The sequence below is a fragment of the Clostridioides sp. ES-S-0048-02 genome (assembly GCF_020658495.1).
Lineage (GTDB): Bacteria > Bacillota > Clostridia > Peptostreptococcales > Peptostreptococcaceae > Clostridioides.
In genome coordinates this window covers 232,882-253,222 of the sequence record NZ_JACVWH010000004.1, presented here as the reverse complement: position 1 = coordinate 253,222, position 20,341 = coordinate 232,882, and the positions used below count along the sequence as shown (strand labels likewise).

The 20,341-nt window shown below is 28.9% G+C and carries 18 protein-coding genes and 1 other annotated feature; of the genes, 16 read left to right on the top strand and 2 right to left on the bottom strand.

Annotated features, from left to right (window positions below; genetic code table 11):
- Window positions 1-8: 8 nt before the first annotated feature.
- Together plsY and IC173_RS07950 are read left to right on the top strand one after the other, a co-directional pair.
- Window positions 9-623, top strand: coding sequence for a glycerol-3-phosphate 1-O-acyltransferase PlsY (gene plsY / locus IC173_RS07955; protein WP_227432431.1), 615 nt, complete (start codon window positions 9-11; stop codon window positions 621-623).
- 30 nt (window positions 624-653) lie between these two features.
- The gene (locus IC173_RS07950; RefSeq protein ID WP_227432432.1) at window positions 654-1,673 is read left to right on the top strand and encodes an NAD(P)H-dependent glycerol-3-phosphate dehydrogenase; all 1,020 of its coding nucleotides are present in this window, start codon (window positions 654-656) and stop codon (window positions 1,671-1,673) included.
- 74 nt (window positions 1,674-1,747) lie between these two features.
- On the opposite strand, the gene IC173_RS07945 is transcribed toward IC173_RS07950, so the two are convergent.
- Window positions 1,748-2,398, bottom strand: coding sequence for a TetR/AcrR family transcriptional regulator (locus IC173_RS07945; RefSeq protein ID WP_227432433.1), 651 nt, complete (start codon window positions 2,396-2,398; stop codon window positions 1,748-1,750).
- A gap of 318 nt (window positions 2,399-2,716) precedes the next feature.
- On the opposite strand from IC173_RS07945, the gene IC173_RS07940 reads away from it, so the two are divergent.
- The 8 genes from IC173_RS07940 to IC173_RS07905 all read left to right on the top strand — a co-directional run bounded on the left by IC173_RS07940 (window position 2,717) and on the right by IC173_RS07905 (window position 14,519).
- The gene (locus tag IC173_RS07940) at window positions 2,717-3,856 is read left to right on the top strand and encodes a M24 family metallopeptidase (RefSeq protein ID WP_227432434.1); all 1,140 of its coding nucleotides are present in this window, start codon (window positions 2,717-2,719) and stop codon (window positions 3,854-3,856) included.
- Between the two features lie 14 nt (window positions 3,857-3,870).
- Window positions 3,871-5,325: an amino acid permease gene (locus tag IC173_RS07935; protein WP_255612845.1), complete on the top strand. Its 1,455-nt coding sequence runs from the start codon at window positions 3,871-3,873 to the stop codon at window positions 5,323-5,325.
- Between the two features lie 162 nt (window positions 5,326-5,487).
- Window positions 5,488-6,783, top strand: coding sequence for an MFS transporter (locus tag IC173_RS07930; protein WP_227432436.1), 1,296 nt, complete (start codon window positions 5,488-5,490; stop codon window positions 6,781-6,783).
- A 170-nt stretch (window positions 6,784-6,953) separates the two neighbouring features.
- The gene (gene spoIVA, locus IC173_RS07925) at window positions 6,954-8,429 is read left to right on the top strand and encodes a stage IV sporulation protein A (protein WP_227432437.1); all 1,476 of its coding nucleotides are present in this window, start codon (window positions 6,954-6,956) and stop codon (window positions 8,427-8,429) included.
- 182 nt (window positions 8,430-8,611) lie between these two features.
- On the top strand, window positions 8,612-10,543 hold the full coding sequence (locus IC173_RS07920; protein ID WP_227855389.1) for a hypothetical protein: 1,932 nt from the start codon (window positions 8,612-8,614) through the stop codon (window positions 10,541-10,543).
- 57 nt (window positions 10,544-10,600) lie between these two features.
- A complete protein-coding gene (locus IC173_RS07915) occupies window positions 10,601-12,577 on the top strand; it encodes an Ig-like domain-containing protein (protein ID WP_227855388.1) in 1,977 nt (658 codons plus the stop codon).
- Window positions 12,578-12,868: 291 nt separating this feature from the next.
- On the top strand, window positions 12,869-13,138 hold the full coding sequence (locus IC173_RS07910; RefSeq protein ID WP_227432440.1) for an ACT domain-containing protein: 270 nt from the start codon (window positions 12,869-12,871) through the stop codon (window positions 13,136-13,138).
- Between the two features lie 25 nt (window positions 13,139-13,163).
- The gene (locus IC173_RS07905; protein ID WP_227432441.1) at window positions 13,164-14,519 is read left to right on the top strand and encodes a PFL family protein; all 1,356 of its coding nucleotides are present in this window, start codon (window positions 13,164-13,166) and stop codon (window positions 14,517-14,519) included.
- Window positions 14,520-14,983: 464 nt separating this feature from the next.
- Here IC173_RS07905 and IC173_RS07900 read toward each other — a convergent pair whose 3' ends face one another.
- Complete coding sequence (locus IC173_RS07900) at window positions 14,984-16,024, bottom strand: PTS sugar transporter subunit IIC (RefSeq protein ID WP_227432442.1); 1,041 nt, start codon at window positions 16,022-16,024, stop codon at window positions 14,984-14,986.
- A 359-nt stretch (window positions 16,025-16,383) separates the two neighbouring features.
- Between IC173_RS07900 and IC173_RS07895 the strand changes: the two genes are divergently transcribed.
- The 6 genes from IC173_RS07895 to IC173_RS07870 are packed head-to-tail and all read left to right on the top strand — an operon-like array spanning window position 16,384 to window position 19,864.
- Window positions 16,384-17,019, top strand: coding sequence for an HlyD family efflux transporter periplasmic adaptor subunit (locus tag IC173_RS07895; RefSeq protein ID WP_227482890.1), 636 nt, complete (start codon window positions 16,384-16,386; stop codon window positions 17,017-17,019).
- A gap of 9 nt (window positions 17,020-17,028) precedes the next feature.
- Window positions 17,029-17,733: a YggS family pyridoxal phosphate-dependent enzyme gene (locus IC173_RS07890; RefSeq protein WP_227432444.1), complete on the top strand. Its 705-nt coding sequence runs from the start codon at window positions 17,029-17,031 to the stop codon at window positions 17,731-17,733.
- Window positions 17,734-17,772: 39 nt separating this feature from the next.
- Entirely contained in the window at window positions 17,773-18,231 is a 459-nt protein-coding gene (locus IC173_RS07885) for a cell division protein SepF (protein ID WP_227432445.1), read from the top strand.
- A gap of 18 nt (window positions 18,232-18,249) precedes the next feature.
- Entirely contained in the window at window positions 18,250-18,507 is a 258-nt protein-coding gene (locus tag IC173_RS07880) for a YggT family protein (RefSeq protein ID WP_054274603.1), read from the top strand.
- 9 nt (window positions 18,508-18,516) lie between these two features.
- A complete protein-coding gene (locus IC173_RS07875) occupies window positions 18,517-19,302 on the top strand; it encodes an RNA-binding protein (protein WP_227482889.1) in 786 nt (261 codons plus the stop codon).
- Between the two features lie 34 nt (window positions 19,303-19,336).
- Window positions 19,337-19,864 (top strand): DivIVA domain-containing protein, encoded by a 528-nt coding sequence (locus tag IC173_RS07870; RefSeq protein ID WP_227432447.1) that lies wholly within the window; start codon window positions 19,337-19,339, stop codon window positions 19,862-19,864.
- 173 nt (window positions 19,865-20,037) lie between these two features.
- Window positions 20,038-20,270: a binding site (T-box leader), on the top strand.
- Window positions 20,271-20,341 lie beyond the last annotated feature (71 nt).

Genomic DNA, 20,341 nt, shown 5'->3' with positions numbered 1-20,341 from the left:
TAAGTTCAGTGGAAATATTTAGTTATATAATTATTGCTGTAATTGCATACTTATTAGGTAATATATCAACTTCGTATATAGTTGCAAAGCGAATTGCTGGGGTTGATATAAGGACTCAAGGTTCAGGTAATGCAGGCTCGACAAATGTACTTAGAACACTTGGGAAAAGAGCAGGAGCAATGACTTTTTTAGGTGATGTTTTTAAAGGTGTAATTGCTGTTTTGATATCGGAAATTGCAGCAAAGTTGGTTGGTATAGATACTCTTTTAGCTGGATATCTAGCAGTTATATGTGTTGTAGCAGGTCATAATTGGCCAGCAGTTTTAGGATTTAGAGGGGGTAAAGGTGTTGCAACTTCACTAGGTGCAATGCTTGCTGTAAATCCAGCAATAACATTAATGTGTTTGGCAGTGTTTATATTGGTGGTAATTATAACAAAATATGTCTCATTAGGTTCTGTTGTTGGTATAGGTTGTTCACCAATATTTATGATTATAGCAAAAAATAAAGCAGGGTTAGTTGTAGCTTTGTTTTTAACCATATCAGTAATATATAATCACAGAGCAAATATAAAGCGATTATTAAATGGGACAGAAAGAAAAATTGGTCAAAAGAAAGAATAGTAAATATATTATACTCAGGTGGTGTTAAACATGGAGAAAGTATGTGTATTAGGTACTGGAAGTTGGGGAAGTGCATTAGCTTTAGGCCTTGCAAATAAAGGTAATGATGTTAGCATGTGGACTCGAAAAGAAGAACAAGCTAAAAAAATAAACAGGACTAAAGAAAATACAGACTATTTACCAGGAGTATTATTTCCACATAATATAACTATAAGTACTGATATAGAAAAAACTATAGAAAATTGCAAAGTAATAGTTTTAGCAGTTCCATCTCAAGCAGTAAGAAGTACTTGTGAAAAAATAAAACCCTTTGTAAAAGCTGGACAGATTATCGTTAATGTAGCAAAAGGTCTTGAAAAAGGCACTGGACTTAGATTGTCTCAGGTATGTGAAGAAGAATTGCCACAAAATCCATATGTAATACTATCTGGCCCATCTCATGCTGAAGAAGTAGCAAGAAATATACCTACTACAGTAGTAGTAGCCTCTAAAGAATTAAAAATAGCACAGAGTATACAGGATTTATTTATGAGCCCTAAACTTAGAGTTTATACAAATCCAGATATAGTTGGAGTTGAACTTGGAGGAGCATTAAAAAATATTATAGCTTTTGGCGCTGGTATATGTGATGGTTTAGGGTATGGTGACAATGCAAAAGCAGCTCTTATGACAAGAGGAATTAGTGAAATGAGTAGACTTGGTACTGCTATGGGAGCTAACATGTCTACATTTGCAGGCCTTTCAGGCATTGGAGATTTAATAGTTACTTGTACAAGCATGCATAGTAGAAATAGAAGAGCGGGTATACTTATAGGACAAGGTATGAGCTTAGAAGATACATTAAAAGAAGTAAAGATGGTTGTAGAAGGAATAACGGCTACTGAAGTAGCACATGATGTTGCTGAAAAGCTGAATATAGATATGCCAATAACTAATGCTATATATTCTGTGATAACTAAAGGTGCAAATCCTAAAGAAGTTGGAATAGAGCTAATGATGAGAAGCAAAAAGCACGAAATGGAAGAAGTAGTTTTAGGTGATGATATATAAATTTATTGCATAATAAAATAAAAAAATAATAGACGTGTTTTAGCCCTCTTTATATAAAGAGGGCTATTTTAATATTACTTAGCATGTTTTATTATGTATTCAATAGAAGAAATCATTTTCATAGTTAATTCATCATCATTAGAATTTTTTCCTGTGTTCTTTTTTAAGAATAATAGATTTTGATAAAAAGAAATAATTATATCATTGATTATGCCTAAATCTTTAGCTGGTATATATCCAGTATCTACAAGATTGTTCAACAGTATTTTATTTCTTTCTTTTATACTTTTTCCTGTAATCATTAAAGATATATCACTGTCATGAATACCTAAATCTTCTGGAAACATATCATAATATTGTTTTGTTATATAACTAAGCTCATCACTGGACAAGTTAAAAAATACCTGATAAAAAGCTTGAGCATTTTCAAAAGAATGTTTACAAAATAATTTCCACATAATTATATATTTCTTATATTCATCATTTACATTCTCTATACACCTCGAAATATTCAAGTTATAATCTTTAAAATATTTTATAGATGCAAATGATATTAGATGGTCTAAATTTTTAAAGTAGTTGTATAGGGTTGAACTGTTATAGCCAGCCATATCTGCAACCTTACGAAGTGTAATATTTTCTATTCCTTCATTTTCCATAATGTTTTGAGCAGCTTCTATGAAATACATCAATATCCTTTTCTTTTGTAACTCTTTATTTGTCATTTTATTCACCTACAAATAATCAATATAGTTTATATAATCGTGATTTTATCATTAAATTTACCATAAATCAAGAATAATATTCCAAAATATAATGTATACTTGTTATATTTTAGATAATTTAAAATCATAATAATATAAAAAATATTTTAAAATTAAATCATGATTGACAAAATAATCATGATTATGATAAAATAATCACAAATAAATTTAATTTACATACAAATACAACAATTAATAAAAATGTTAATAATTTTAAAATAATATGTTTATCTTTGTTGTGTTGAATAAATTATCTAAATATTGAGAAAGAGGTGCACTATGTCAAATAATATGAGACTAGAAAGATTAAGAAAGTATATGAATGAAAAAAACATTGAAATTGCCCTAATATTTGAACCAGACAACCAATTTTATATTAGTGGATTTAAAGCAATAACTTACTCTAGACCAATTGTAACAGTAGTAACTCAAGATAAAATAGAATTAATAGTACCTGGATTAGAGGAGCTACATGCTAAAGAAGTTGCAAAAGTTGATAATGTATATGTATATTATGAAATACCAGAGATGAAAGAACATGGAATATCACATAAACATTACTTAGATATAATTTTAAATAGATATCCTAAAGGAATAACTGTTGGGATAGAAAAAGATATAGTATCTGCAAGCTTTTCAGAATATATAACTGAGAAATCATTTGCTATTAAAGATGTTGGAAGTAAAATATTTGAAATGAGATATGTAAAAGATGCAAGAGAGATAGAATTTTTAAAGATAGCTGGTTACTTATCTGATATAGGAATAAAAGGTTCTTTGGAAAATGTTAGAGTTGGGATGAGTGAATTGGAATTTGACGTTGCAGGGGATAATGCTTTACTAAAATATGTATCTGAAAATTATCCTGATACATATATCGGATTTGCAAACTGGACTTGTTCAGGCATCGATAGAACAGCACAACCACATTTAGACTCCAATACTAGGATACTTCAAAGAGGAGATATAGTAATACATAGTAGACAGGTTTGGTATGAAAACTATAGAGCAGAAAATGAAAGAACTTTTATTATAGGTAAGCCAACAGAAAGACAAAAGGAAGTATTTAAGATTGCAGTAGAAGCTCAACAAGCTGGATTAGATACAATAAAAGCTGGTATACCAGCAAGAATGGTGGATGAAGCAGCAAGAGCTGTTGTTGCAAAGCATGGTCTAGAGTTATATTCAAATCACAGAATTGGTCATGGTTTAGGTTTATCAGAACATGAGGAACCATATTTAAGATTTGACAATGAATTAATATTAGAAGAAGGAATGGTATTTTCTATGGAACCAGGAATATATATACCTGGAATTGGAGGATTTAGACATTCAGATACAGCAATAGTAGGTAAAAATAGTGCTACAATTATAACTAATTATCCAAGAAGTGTTGAAGAGCTTATACTTGATATTTAAATTAGTACATATGTATGAATTTAAGTAAATTTGAAATTGGAGGAATTACAGTGAAAAAGAAGATTGGATTTTGGGATTTAGTATTTATGAATATATCAGCATTATTTGGGATTAGATGGATAGCTAAATCTACTGCCTCTAGTTTTGGGTTGGGTCTTGGTTCGATACCAGTTTGGCTATTGTTTGCTTTTATATTCTTTGTTCCAGCATCACTTATATGTGCAGAGTTGGCTGCAACATATCCAAAAGATGGTGGACTTGGAGAATGGGTTAAACAGGCTTATGGAGAGAAGTGGGGATTTATGGTGTCATGGTTAAATTGGACATCAAAGATATTTTGGTATTCCTCATTCTTGACATTCTTAGCTATAAATATTGCTTATATGCTTGGAAATCCAGCTCTATCAAACAATAAGATGTTTATTTTAGTGCTTTCACTCATAATATTCTGGATGTTATCCTTAGTAAGTACTCGTGGAATGGCATTTGGAAAATTCTTTACAAATACAGGAGCATTAGGTTCTACAATTCCTGCTATATTACTTATAGTGATGGCATTTATGTCTGTAGTTATTCTCAAAAAAGCTCCATCAGCATCTGTATATACAATCCAAAATATAATACCAAAGATAGATGCTAATTCACTAGTTTCTATATCTGCTATAATATTTGCACTATCAGGAGCTGAAACAACTGCTAATTTCATAACCGAAATGGATAATGCTAAGAAAAACTTCCCTAAAGCTATATTGACAGTAGCTGTTTTAATAGGAGGAATCTATATCCTAGGTTCAGTAGCAATAACAATGATACTTCCTCCAGATGAAATTGCAGCATCAACAGGAATACTAGATGCGCTAGCTAAAGTTGCACAAGATTTAGGAATAGGAAGCTGGTTTATAAGAGTAGTAGCATTTGGGATAACTTTATCAGTACTTGGAGCACTAATACTTTATATAGCAGGTCCAGTAAAGATGCTTTTTGGCAATGTAAAAGAAGGTGTATTTCCTAAGCAATTAACTGTTACAAATAAACACAATATACCATCAAATGCTGTAGTAATTCAAGCTATAATAGTGAGTCTACTTCTTATAGGAACAAATTTACTGCCGTCAGTAGATAATATATATAATGTCCTTGTAACTATGACAGCATTAACAGCCTTGTTTCCATATGTATTACTTTTTACGTCATATATAAGACTTAGAAAGACAAGACCAAACGAAGAAAGACCATACTCAATTGCAAAAAGTGATTCAGTTTGTATCAATATAGCCAGAATGGTACTTGTAGTGACTGTAGTAGGGATACTTTTCTCAACAGCACCAGTTATGGAGACTTTAAAGGATAATATAGTCTATGAGATTGAAATGATAGGTGGAGGTCTTTTTGTTATAATAACAGGTTTAATGATATGGAAGAACTATGAAAAGAAGGTATCTAATAATTCTGGAGATTCCTATAAATAAAAATATAATTATTTTAGTGAACTAAAAGCGTATCTCTTTAGTTCACTAAAAATTATGGATAAATTAACTTAACATATCAATAAATCTATAATATATTGAAATGTTAAAAAATCAATAATTAGTTGTCATAAAAATTTATGAGTATTTACATAAGGAGGAAATATGTCAGTTGAAGTGAATAAACCAAGCATTTGGAAAAATTTCAAAGTCTTGATAATACTCTTTGTAGCAGGAGCCTTTATATATGCTTTACCATATTTAAAGAATTATTACTATGACACTTTTGCACAAGCATTTAATCTTACAAATACACAAATGGGGAGTTTAGGAAGCATTTATGGTCTACTTGCAATGGTATCATACCTTTTTGGTGGTTTCTTAGCAGACCGTATTTCAGCCAGAAAACTACTTTCAGGTTCTTTAATTATTACAGGGGTATCTGGTCTTGTATTAACGCTTTATCCTCCATATATTGTTGTATTTTTAATCCATGCTTTATGGGGAATAACAACAATACTTACTTTTTGGCCAGCTCTTGTAAAAGCTGTCAGGATGTTAGCATCTGAAAATGAACAAGGAAAAGCTTTTGGATTTATGGAAAGTGGTCGTGGAATTACCAATGCAATTCATTTATCTATAGTCTTAATATTATTTGGATATATTTCATCAAAAGTAAGTGATAAATCTGGTCTTACAGCTATTATAGTACTGTATTCAGCTATAAATGTAATAGTTGGATTATTAGTATTTTTTAAGTTAAAAGATAATGAAAAAGAGGTATCAGCCAAATTTGATAAAGAAGCTTTCTTTACAGTAATAAAAATGCCTCATACATGGATAATAACAATAATAATGTTTTGCTCATATTCAGCTAATATGTCATTTTATTATTTTACGCCGTATTCAACTGAAGCATTTGGAGCTACTGTAGTATTTGCATCTGCAATATCAATATTAGCTCAGTACTGTAGACCAGTAGCATCAGCTGCTTCTGGATTGCTTGGAGATAAAGTTGGTTCATCAAAGATTATATCTTATGGATTTATACTTATGATTGCAGGACTTTTAGGTGTAATCTTTACACCAACGAAATCTTCTATGATTTATGTACTATTGATTGGATGTGTTGCAATATATGTATCTATGTATGCAATTCAAGGTTTACATTATTCATTACTTGAAGAAGGTAATTATTCACTATCAATATCAGGAACTGCTATAGGTATAGTTGCTACATTAGGATATCTTCCAGAAGTACTTTGTCCTCTAGCAGCAGGAAAGATATTAGATGCATTTCCAGGTGTAACTGGATATAAGTACTACTTCATTGTTCTTACTATAGTAGCCATAATTGGATTGGTGTTTACATTTATATGGATGAATATGACTAAAGAAAGACGTAAAGAGCTTATTGAAATGAATAGTAAGTCAAATGAAAATACTACTAAAGTTAGTTAATATAATACATTACTATTTAGGCTAGCATTATAATTTAATTTACATTGAAATTTGCAAATTTCTATATGTAAACTAAATTAATATTGCTGGTCTTTATTTTTCTATTTTAAGAATATTAACCTCGAAATCTAAATATAATTTAATAAGATTAGATGTATAGGAGGAATAATATGAATAATAACATATACGAAGATATATCCAAAAGGACTCAGGGGGATATATATATTGGAGTAGTGGGGCCTGTAAGAACAGGAAAATCAACTTTTATAAGAAAGTTTATGGAAAAGTTGGTTATCCCAAATATAGACAATGAGTTCAAAAAAGATAGAACAAGAGATGAGATACCTCAAAGTGGTTCAGGCAAAACTATAATGACAGTAGAGCCAAAATTTGTACCAGCAGATGGTGTAGAAATTAAAATAAAAGACACAGTATCTTTAAAAGTGAGAATGGTAGATTGTGTTGGATACATAGTTGAAGGAGCTTTAGGTCATGAGGAAGGTGGAAAGCAAAGATTAGTATCCACTCCTTGGTCACAAGAAGCTATGACATTTGAGAAAGCAGCAGAGATAGGGACTAAAAAAGTTATAAAAGACCATTCTACAATAGGAATAGTTGTCTTGACAGATGGCTCAGTTACTGGTATTGATAGAAAAAGCTATGTAGAGCCAGAAGAGAGAGTTATACAAGAATTAAAAAATCTTAAAAAACCATTTGCTGTAGTTTTAAATACGTTAAGTCCTAGAAGTGAAGAAACAAGTCTGCTTAGAAATGAATTAGAGGAAAAATATGAAGTTCCAGTCCTTCCAATGAATATAGTTGAAATGGAAGATGAGGATATAGAAGAAGTTATGGAAACTGTACTATATGATTTCCCACTTACAGAAATAAGAATAAACTTACCTAAATGGGTGGAAGGTCTTGAGAGAAATCACTGGATAAAAAGTAGTATAATAACAACATTAAAACAGAGCATTATAGATATAGGTAAAATAAGAGATATAGAAGGAATTATGCAAGGTTTCTCTGAGTTAGATTTTTTAGATGATACAGGTGTTGACCATGTAGAGTTAGGGGAAGGTGTCATAAACATTGACTTACAAACAAAGCAAGATTTATTCTATAATGTCCTTGAAGAAAAAAGTGGATTTAAAATTGAAGGGGATTATCAATTACTTAGCCTGATAACTAGACTATCTAAAGTTAAAAATGAGTATGATAAGATAGAAAGCGCTTTAATAGATGCTAAGATAAAAGGATATGGAGTAGTAGCCCCTTCTTTAGAAGAACTTAGCTTGGAAGAACCAGAAATAATGAAACAAGGAAAACAGTATGGTATTAAGTTAAAAGCTAATGCACCATCACTTCACATTATAAAAGCAGATATATCTACAGAAGTTTCTCCTATAGTTGGAAATCAAAATCAAGGTGAGGAGATGATAAAATATCTTATGGAGGTATTTGAAGAGCAACCAGCAGATTTATGGGAATCAAATATGTTTGGGAAGTCACTTCATGATTTAGTAAAAGAACAGCTTCAAAGTAAATTGTATACTATGCCAGAGGAAATAAGAGTCAAGATGCAAAAGACTCTACAAAAAATTGTAAATGAAGGAAGTTCTAATATCATAACTATTTTGTTATAAAAATATAGCTACTTGTTAAAGTAAAATATTTGTTTACTTTAACAAGTAGCTTTTTATTTATAAAAATCAATAAAAGTTTTTATATAAATTGACAATAATTGATAATTGTGGAAAAATTATAATGAGTAAAGTATATTTTTAGACAAGGCTGTTTTAAGCTAAAAAAATTCTAGAGGTGTAGTATGAGAAAGTATGAGATATTTATTTTTGTAAATATAATATTTTTATGTTTTATAAGTTTTCCACATAAAGTCTTTGGACAAGAGGATAATTGCCTTGAAGATTTTAAAATATGGTATCAAGAAAATAAAAACAATACTGGAGAGATGGTCTACACTCTTTCTTGTGATATGGTGATAGATGAAGAATATAGGTTTTTCACTCCAGATGAAGCTAAACTCACAATAGATACTAATAAATATAAAATTTTAATAAAAGACCAAGGGAATTTTATAATTCAAGAAAATGAATTGAATATAGTAGGAGAGGGTGGAGAAGATGGAGTAATACATGTAGAAAAAGGAGGAAGATTAAATATAGGTATAGATAATATAATTGCTACCAACGGAACTGCTTTATATATTGAAGAAGGAGGTTATTTAAGATTTAGTTCATACTATGAAAGTATTGGAAATATAAGGGCAAATGGAAATAATGCTATAGGAATTTATTCTGAAAATGACATTAGAGTGCCATATAAAGATATAGAGGTAAGAGGGAAAAATGCTGTAGGAGTATATTGTAAAGGTGATATTGAGTTGGAAAGTACATCAGTAAGAGCTTATGATAATGACAACAAAACTAGATTATTAAGAAGTTCAGATAAAACTGTTAAATCAATTGTATCAAAAAGTAAAAATATTTATATAATTGATAGTTATAATGAGTTTATACCAGCCATATCTGAAGATTCTGGATATAATATTGTAAAATGTTGTCATAGGGGAATTAATGTATTTAGTGAAGAAATAAAAGTAAGTAAAGATGATAAAATAGAAAATATAAAATTTCCCAAAGATATGGTATTAGAAACATCTAGTAGTAATCAAATAGATATAGATGTAGAATGGGATTTTACTGATTATTATGAAAAGCTAAAAAAAGAAGAAAATTTTAGTATAACAGGAAAGTTTAAAACAGAAACATTAAATAAAGAAAAAATTATAATAAATGATGATGTTGTTCCTATTTTGAATATATCTGTTATAGAGAAAAAACCAATAGATAATTTGGAATTGGAATTTCAAAATACAAGAAATGGATATGTAGCTGCTTTGTATTATGACATGCCATATAGTGCAAGTAAAGTTTTTGTTGAATATTCAAGTGACGGAATAAATTGGATATCTGAAGAACAGGAGGATATTAGAGACCAAGCTATACTTTTCTTTGAAGATTTTAAGCTGCGTTGTTTTAGAGTAAGAGTGGAAGGAGGATTAAAAGAAGGGTATTCAAATATAGTTTTTAAACCAGGATTTATAATGGGAGGTGGTGATAGCCAAGAGACACCAGATGATGAACGGGAAAATGATGATATTGATGGAGACCGTGGTGGTGGCGGTAGAGATGACCCAGATAGAGAAGATTCTGAGATTATTGGAGATACAAATGACAATAATGAGAATGAAGCTATTGATAAGCAAAGACCTGAAGATTCTAATAAAGATACAGAATCTAATGATGAAGAAAAAGACAATAAACTTCAGCAAGATGAAGAAAAAGATAAGTCAGATGAAAAAGATATTAAGACAGAGAATGAAACAAATAAAAACATTAACAATCAAGACAAAAACTTTAAAAGCAATGATTTAATCATGAAAAATAAAATTGAAAGTAGTTTAAAGGAAATATTAACAGAAAGTCATAATGAAAATTATAAATCTCCTCAAAATACATTTAATGACGATAATGCCTTAAATCGAGAAGATACTTCTGAAGTAGGTAAGTTTAATGATAAATTAGACTCTCCTTCTCAATCACAGAATAAAACTCAAAATTTTAATAGTGGAATCATCATTGGAATTGGAATTGTAGTTTTAAGCATGCTATGTTCAATAATAGCAGTAAATCCTGGTATCATAAAGCATATAAATAAATTTATAAAATTTAAATAGTAAAATTGTTTAAAATAACTCAATTTTATTTGATAAGAGAATTAGTAGGAGAAAAATATGAGCAAAACAAACAAAGCTTTTATTCTTATAAATTCGTTAATTATGATTTTTGCACTTTTTCCAAATAAGAGTTTTTCCCAAGAAAATAATTGTCTGAATGATTTTAAAAGTTGGATTTTGAAAAATGAATATAATAATAAAAAAATAGTTTACACTCTTTCTTGTGATATGGTAATAGATGGTTATTTTGAACTTAGTATTCCATATGGAACTAAGATTACAATAGATACCAATAAGTATAAAATACTCATAAAAGATAAAGGGAACTTTTTTATCAATGGGAATGAATTAAATATAATTGGAGAAGGTGAAACAGACGGTGTAATTCATGTAGAACGAGGAGGAAAGCTAAGGATAGGGATAGATAATATAACTGCTTTAAATGGAACTGCTTTGTATGCAGAAGAAGAAGCTGATTTAATTATAGATACATATTATGGTGAGGTTGGAAACATAAAAGCAAGTGGAGAAAACGCTATAGGAATTTATTCGGAAAATAATGTTAGAGTAGACTGTAAAACGATTGAAGTTGATGGAGAAAATGCTATAGGAATTTATTCTAAGGGAGAAGTCGAAATAGAGGATACTTCAGTAATTGTCAATGATGATAATAAACAGCAAAGTTTAGGGTTAAGAAGTAACAATAAAAAAGGACGGTCAATTGTATCAGAGATCAAGAATGTCTATATTATAGGAGAGCAAAATACAATAATGCCAGATATACCTCAAGATGATGATTATAATATTATAAGGTGTAATTGCAGAGGTATTGGAGTCTTTGAAGAGGAAATAATGATAACAAAAGAAGATAAAATAGAAGATTTAAAATTTCCTCAAACTGTAACTTTAAAAACTTCTAGTGGAAAGTTTAAAAGGTTAGATGTGGACTGGGATTTATCAAATTACTATACTGATTTAAATAAAAATGCAGAGTTCGTGATAAAAGGAAAATTTAAAGAAGAATATCTAAATGAAAATAATATAGTGCTAAATCATAATGTTGCGCCTATTTTATATGTTCATGTTACAAATAAAGGACCTATAAACGATTTAGAAGTATCTTTTATAAACTCAAAAAAGGGTTATTCAGCTATTTTAGATTACAGTATGCCATATAATGCCAAGAAGGTATTTGTAGAATATTCTGATGATGGTATAAATTGGGTAAGCAAAGAATTAAATTATATTAGTAACCAAATTATACTTGATTTTGAAGATTTTAAATTGAGATGTTTTAGAGTAAATGTAGAAGGTGGATTAAGGGACGGATATTCAAATATATTTTTAAAACCAGGATTTGTGATGGGTGGAGGCAATGGTCAGATGACACCAGAAGATGACCGAGACGTTATTATAGATGGAGGTGATCGTGGAGGTGGTGGTAGAGATGACCCAGATAGAGATGGCAGTAGTGAAAATGAGGGTAATAACAATAAAAATAAAGAAGAAGATAATAATGAAAATAAAGAAAATACTGACAATGGTAGTAATGAAAATAATGATTCTAATGGAGGAAAACCAAATGATTCAGAAGATAACATAGGACCAAGTGCTGGTGGTGTCGATAATAAAAATCATCAAAATAATAAAGAAAATACTGATATAAATGCTGATAAAGAAAATGATTATGAGTATAAAAATAAATTTAATAGTAAAAATTTAATGATAGAAGATGATAGCAATTATAATTTAAAACAGAAATCAGTATTTAGCAATAATAATCAATATTTCTCTTATGGAGAGGCTTTTGTAAACGGAAATAAAGAAATAAACAATGAAAAATCAGGAGTAAATAATTATGATGAAATAGCAAATGACAATGAGAATCTTAAATCTATATTTAAAAAATATAATTTAAATAGAGAGATTTTCTTTTTACTTTGTATATTAACTCCAACTATGATTGTTTCTATATTAGCTGTAAATCCAAGTGTAAGAAAAAATGTAATAGAATTCATACAAATAAAAAAATAATTTTTAAAAAGGTATTATTTAGTAAATTATAAAGCTACTAAGTAATGCCTTTCATTATTATGAAAACTATATATAACTATTAATAAAATGATATATAATATACAGTTTGGTTAAATAGTATAAAAATAATAGAATATTGAAAAAAAATTGACAAATGAATATATAGGTATTAAAATATATTAAATATATACATAAAAAGTGATTTACCAACAAATAAATGAAATATATGTTAGCAACTAGTTCAATTTGTAAAAATGTAAGATTTATAAAAAAATAAGGGAGGATATTATTATGAGAGCAATTTTAACAGTGATTGGAAAGGATAAACCAGGTATAGTAGCAGGAATTAGTGATGAGCTATACAAGCAAAATATTAATATAGTAGATATTTCACAAAAAATACTTCAAGAATATTTTACAATGATTATGGTAGTTGATTTAGAAAAAGCATTAAATTCTTTTGAGCAAACGGTTGAAGATTTAATTGAAAGAGGAAAGAAATTATCAGTAGATGTAAAAATTCAAAGAGAAGAAATCTTTAATTCAATGCATAATCTGTAGTAAATAGTAAGGGGAGGTGATAACAGTGAATGTAGGAAATATACTTGAAACAATCAAGATGATAGATGAAGAACAGTTAGATATAAGAACTATAACTATGGGGATTTCATTACTAGATTGTATAGACCCTGATGGAGATAAAGCGAGAGAAAAAATATATAATAAAATTATGAATTCTGCTAAAGACTTAGTAAAAGTTGGTAAGGATATAGAACGTGAATTTGGTATTCCAATTGTAAATAAAAGAGTATCAGTAACTCCAATATCCATTATTGCAGGTGCAACAGATGAAGAAGATTATGTGAAATTCGCACAGACATTAGATAAAGCAGCAGAGGATTTAGGAATAGACTTTATTGGTGGATTCTCAGCATTGGTTCAAAAGGGATATACAAAAGGTGATAAGATATTAATTAAATCAATTCCAAGAGCTTTGGCAAGTACTAATAAGGTATGTGCTTCAGTAAATGTAGGTTCTACACGATGTGGTATAAATATGGATGCAGTAAAAGAAATGGGAGAAATTATAAAAGAAACTGCAGAAATGACAAAAGATGCAAAAGGATTTGGTTGTGCAAAACTAGTAGTATTTTGTAATGCAGTAGAAGATAATCCATTTATGGCAGGAGCATTCCATGGTGTTGGTGAAGCAGATAGAATTATCAATGTTGGTGTAAGTGGTCCTGGTGTTGTTAAGAGAGCTTTAGAAAAGGTAAAAGGAGAGCCATTTGATGTTGTTGCAGAAACTGTTAAAAAGACAGCATTTAAAATTACAAGAGTTGGACAACTTGTAGCGAAAGAAGCTTCTAGTAGACTAGATGTTCCATTTGGAATAATAGACCTATCATTAGCCCCTACACCTGCAATTGGAGATTCAGTAGCAAATATATTAGAAGAGATGGGACTTGAAGTTGTTGGTACTCATGGTACTACAGCAGCACTAGCTCTTTTAAATGATGCAGTTAAAAAGGGTGGAGTTATGGCATGTTCACATGTTGGAGGACTCAGTGGAGCGTTTATACCAGTATCTGAAGATGCAGGTATGATTGATGCTGTTATTAAGGGTGCTTTAAGTATAGATAAACTTGAAGCTATGACTGCAATTTGTTCTGTAGGTCTTGATATGATAGCTGTGCCAGGAGATACTACAGCAGGTACACTTGGAGCTATGATAGCTGATGAAGCAGCAATAGGTATGATTAATAATAAGACTACAGCAGTTAGAATTATACCAGCACCAGGGTGTGATGTAGGTGATATGGTCGAGTTTGGAGGTCTTTTAGGACGAGCACCAGTAATGCCTATAAATAAAAATTCATCTGAACTGTTTACTCAAAGAGGAGGAAGAATTCCAGCTCCTATACATTCATTTAAAAACTAAGTACATTACATATAATAATATTCAAATAAAGATTTATATGACAGAATTAAAGTTGTCTATGTGAGTCTATATATTGAAAGATTATAATTAAAATAATAAATTTTAAAATTTTTGTTGAGATTGTGATAACAACAAAGCGATACATAGACTTTTTAAAAGGTCATGTATCGCTTTTATTTTTTAATATTATCTAATTATTAAATAGAACTTTTTATGTACCTTAAAAGTTATGATATCTAATAGTAATAAATTATACTAACATTTATTTTTAATACATCAACTAAATAAAAAACTAAATAAAAAGTAAATTAAAAAAATAAAAAACTATCTAAATATTTAACACACATAATAATCATAAATAAATATAAAAATAAAACGCTTGCAATTAATAAAATTGCCTACAATATAAAACTTTATCATTTAAAATATTAACTTAAAATATTAATTTATAAATCTTATTATTTTTAAGCAATTTCTTTTTCTACATCAGTACCACGTATTTCACCAGCAGTAAGAACTTTAAAAGTACTGAATATTTTCGAGCCTAAAAATCCTGCAGCTACATTAAATAAGGCACATAAGCCAGCTGTTATGAGTACTTGATTAACTGGATTATAGGCAAACATTATAGCAAATCCAGCTACAGGTGTAGCTGTACCTGGAGTCATATTTACAAGACCCATCAAAGCTACAATGATACCAGAAAAAGCACCTCCAAAGAAATTAGTACAATATATAGGTATTGGATTTGCCGAAATTATGTCTGATTGAGTCAATGGTTCAATAGCAACAGATATAATATCTTTTTTAGATCCTAACTTCAATCTTGCAAATAATGTTGAGTTCATAAAAGCTGAACCAAAAGCACCTAATGCTCCTATTGCCATAGGAAGACCAGTAAGACCAATTATAGACGTAAGCGCCATTGAACTAAGTGGAGATGTACCAACTACTGTTATTAAGCCTCCTAATATAATTCCCATTACTATAGGACTAATATTAGTAGCCTCTATTAAAACTTGTCCGATTTGTAGTAGTGTACTATTAACTAATGGGTCTACATTTGATGCTATAAGACGAGATAGTGGTGCACATAGAAGGATTACAACTACTAAATCCACTCCAGGTGGTACCTTTTTCTCTATAAACTTAATTAAGAAAGAAACAAAGTATCCAGCAACGAATCCAGATAATATAGAAAAATCTAAACATGATAATCCTATTAAAACAGCATAAACTGGAGATACACCAAGAGCTAATGGCACAAGTATAGCAGCAGCAACTCCACCAAGGCTACCATTAGCGGCTCCAACACTTCTAAAAAATTCCATACCTAAAACGTCGCCAAGTAAAGAAAGATTGAATGCCTCGACTAAGAAAGTAGCACAAGCAGCACTTGCAAGAGCTCCCATAGCTTTCATACCATATGGAGCTTTGTAACTAAAAATTGTGAAACAACATAGAACCAATAAAAGTAAACCTGTTCCTAATAAAATTTCTGACATAAGAAAATCCTCCTTGTATTTTTTTTAGGACATAAACTTTTGCTTATGATAACGTTATCCTAATGTGTAAATAATTAACTAATTAATGACAACAGAACAAAAGTAATTTTAAATTTTAATTGGTTTTATATTGTATCTAAAAATAAAAATAACTATAAAGGTATATAAAGCAAGTTTAAAATCTAAGTTAAACTTATACTTTACAATATAATTATATATAAATAATACAATCTTGTATAGGAAGATTGATAAAAAATAAATTTAATATGAAAAAAAACAATTATTATCATATAAAAAAGGAATAAACCTTTTTTAGAAGAAGTATTTATAATGAAAGAAATTATATAGGGGGAGAGTCTTTGAAAAAGGTTAAATATACCAGATTAGTGATACTTGGTATTCTTATATATTTAGTATTTAATATTTTAGTAATGATTATTAGTAAGAATGTAGATACATTAGTATTAAAATCTGAAGTAGTCGATGCAAAAATTAGTACAGAAGGTACTCTAGAAAAAGACTTTAATGACCAGAGTAGTTATTTATCAATATATGTTGATAAAGAAGATTATAAAAGATTTGAAAAAAATCAAGATGTCGTAATTGAATATGACAAACAAAAAATAGATGCAAAAGTTTACAAAATATATAAAAATAATAATAAAATAATGGTAAAATTAAAAATAAGTAACCAAATTATTGGAAATCAGGATACAAGTGTCGAAGAATTTGATATAATATATAATCAGATGGAATGTTTAAAAATACCTAAAACTTCTATAAAAACAAAAGACAATAAACGTGGTGTATATGTAATTGATGAACAATCACAAAGTGTAAAATTTGTCATACTAGAAGGGATAACTTATGAAAATGAATCTTCTGTATTTGTGGATTATTATAAAAATGACATAAATGGAGTTAAAAGTGTTAATCTATATGACAAAATAATTTTAAGACCTAACAAAATAAACACAAATATAAGGATAAAGTAGGTGATAATAATGGGTTCTGTTAAAGAGAATTTATCTGAAATAAGAAGTAAAATTGATGAAGCTGCAAAAAAAGTAAATAGAGATAGTAAAGAAATTACTCTTTTAGCAGTTACTAAAACTGTTGATGTAGATTTAGTTAATGAAGCAATGGAAGAAGGAATTACTTCTGTTGGTGAAAATAAACCTCAAGAATTAGCTAGAAAGTATGATATTATAGGTGACAAACTAAATTGGCACTTAATAGGAACTTTGCAAACAAATAAAGTTAAGTACATAATAGATAAAGTTTGTATGATACATTCTTTAGATAGAGTCGCATTATGCGAGGAAATTCAAAAACGGGCTGAGCAAATAAATAGAGAAATAGATTGCTTAGTACAAGTGAATATATCTAAAGAAGAATCTAAACATGGACTTGACAAAGGAGAAGTTATAGATTTTGTCAAAGAAGTGTCAGAAAAATATAAAAATATAAAAATAAAAGGTCTAATGACAATGGCACCTTTTGTAGCAGATGAAGATGAAATAAGAGGTGTATTCAAAGGTCTTAAAGATTTATCAACACAAATAAAAGAATTAAACATATCTAATGTAGGTATGGATGTTTTATCAATGGGAATGAGTCACGATTATGAAATTGCTATAGAGGAAGGGGCTACCATTGTTAGAGTTGGAACATCAATCTTTGGAGAAAGAAATTACAATAAAAAATAATTACTCAAATCTGAATAAATTCTAAGGAGGAAGTTAATAATGTCAAATGGAATAATATCTAAATTTAAGAACTGGATAGTTGATGAAGATGAAGATTATGTTGAAGATGAATATGAAGGTGGTATGGAAGATATAGTTCAAGAGGAAGAAATAAATGGAGGATTTAGTGCTGCAAAAGCAAATAAAATTGTAAATTTACATACAACTTCTCAAATGAAAGTTGTAATAGTTGAACCTAAAGTTTATGATGAAGCTGCAACTATAGCAGACCATCTAAAACAAAGAAGGGCAGTTATAGTGAATTTGGAAGGATTGACTAATTCTGAAGTTCGTAAATCTATATTTAATTTTATGAATGGAGCGGTTTATGTTTTAGATGGAAGTATACAAAAGGTTTCTAAGTCAATATTTATACTAGCTCCTAATAATGTAGATATAGATGCAAATATGAAAAAAGAATTAGAAAGCAAAGCATTCTTCCCTTGGCAAAATAAATAGTAAAAAGGCGGTTAATGTATGGGAACAATAAGAATTGCACTATATTATCTTTTAGACATAATAGCATGGATGATAGTTATAAAAAGCTTGATGACTTGGTTTCCAAATGGAAGACAAAGCAAAATTTTTGAGATTTTAGAAAATCTTACAGAGCCAATAGAAGGTCCAATCAGGTCTATAATGTACAAATACACAAATGGGCCGATAGATTTTTCTCCTTTAATTGCAATAGTATTATTGATGTTCCTAAGACAATTAGTATTGGTTATATTCTAAGGTGATAACATGGACAAATTGAAATTGACAAATCACATAAAGGATGTAGACTTGAAAAATAAAATGTTTAAAGTAATAGACAAGGCTAATAGTTGTATAAAAAACTATGATGTTAAGTCTACTGAGTTTCTTAATCCATATGAAGTGAGAAATGCTGTAGATATATTAAATTCTACTAATGAAATAAAATACAGTGTGGATGGAGGTTATGAACAAGCTGAAAGAAGCACTGTATTTATTTATCCATTTTACATGGAATATGAGGATATAGAAGATACTCTTAGATTTTTACAGATAGAAGGAAATTTTAAATTTAAAAGTATATCTCATAAAGATTATTTAGGAGCAATTTTGAATCTAGGTATAAAAAGAGACAAAATTGGAGATATAATTATACATGATAGTTTTTGTCAAGTAGTTGTAAGTAGTGATATTTGTGATTTTATAATCATAAATTTAGAGAAAGTTTCAAGAAATAGTGTAATTGTAAAGGAAATTTCCAGAGAAAATATTGTTAATAGTTCTTCAAAATATAAAGAAGTATCATTTACAGTATCTTCAGATAGGTTAGATTGTATCATAAGTAGTCTTTACAATATATCTAGGCAAGATAGTGCAAAATACATAAATGGAGAAAAAGTCCATGTCAATTATGAAAAGATAACTTCAACTTCTAAAATAATTAAAAATGATGATTTAATTTCTATTAGAGGTAAAGGAAGAGCTAAAGTAACACAAATAGGAGATATTACTAAAAAAGGAAGAATAAAAGTTCAAGCAAAATTAATTGTATAAGGACTAATTAAAATTATAGCTGGGAGGAAATGTAATGCTAACTCCAATTGAGATAGAAAATAAAGAGTTTAAAAAGGGTTTAAGAGGTTATAGAGATGAAGAAGTGGATGAGTTTTTAGATATTATCAAAGAAGATTATGAATCTCTATGTAGAGAAAATACAGCTCTTAAAGAAAAATTAGGATTATATCAAGATCAAGTAAATAAATATGAAAATATTGAAGAAACACTAAAAGCTACTTTAATAACTGCTCAAAGTGCAGCAGAAGACACTTGTAGTGCAGCAAATAAAAAGGCTAAGATAATCGTTGAAGAAGCAGATTTAAAGGCTAGACAAATTATAGAACAAGCTAATAATCGTGTTATAGAGATAAGAAAAGAGTACGATGCTTTAGTTAAAGAATTTAAGATATTTAGAAATAAATTCAAATCATTGTTAGAAGATGAAATAAGAAGTGTCGATGAGATTTTTTATGATGTAGATGAAAAATGTGTAAATGCATTTGAAGGTACATCAGTGTATAATTATAGTAATGATGAAGCTGCTACAACTTTAGAATAAACAATAATTTTACTGGATTTTAGGTAGAATTATTGTTTAAGTTTGAGAATACTATAACAAAAACAAAAAATAGGATAAATATGTAAGAAAAATATAAATTATTATATTTTTCAAAAATATATTGACTATTCAAATTATTTGTTATAGAATTTCATATAAACACAGATAAATTTTTAAAAGCGTTGATAGAGACAATTATCTTTAGATAATTTTACAGAGAATTGGGTATGCTGAGAACCAAGGAATTTATAAAGATGAGAATCACTCTTGAGCTGCAGGCTGAACGATTAAACTTTATTAAGCTGTGCCGGTTAGTGCCGTTATACTATTAGAGTGTTATATGTGACTATTGTTAAGTTCACATATAGAATTAGGGTGGTAACGCGATTGATAACTCGTCCCTTTGTTTAAAGGGGACGAGTTTTTTATTATTCAAATTTACGTAAAAGAATAAAAACTTTGGAATTATAATAACTG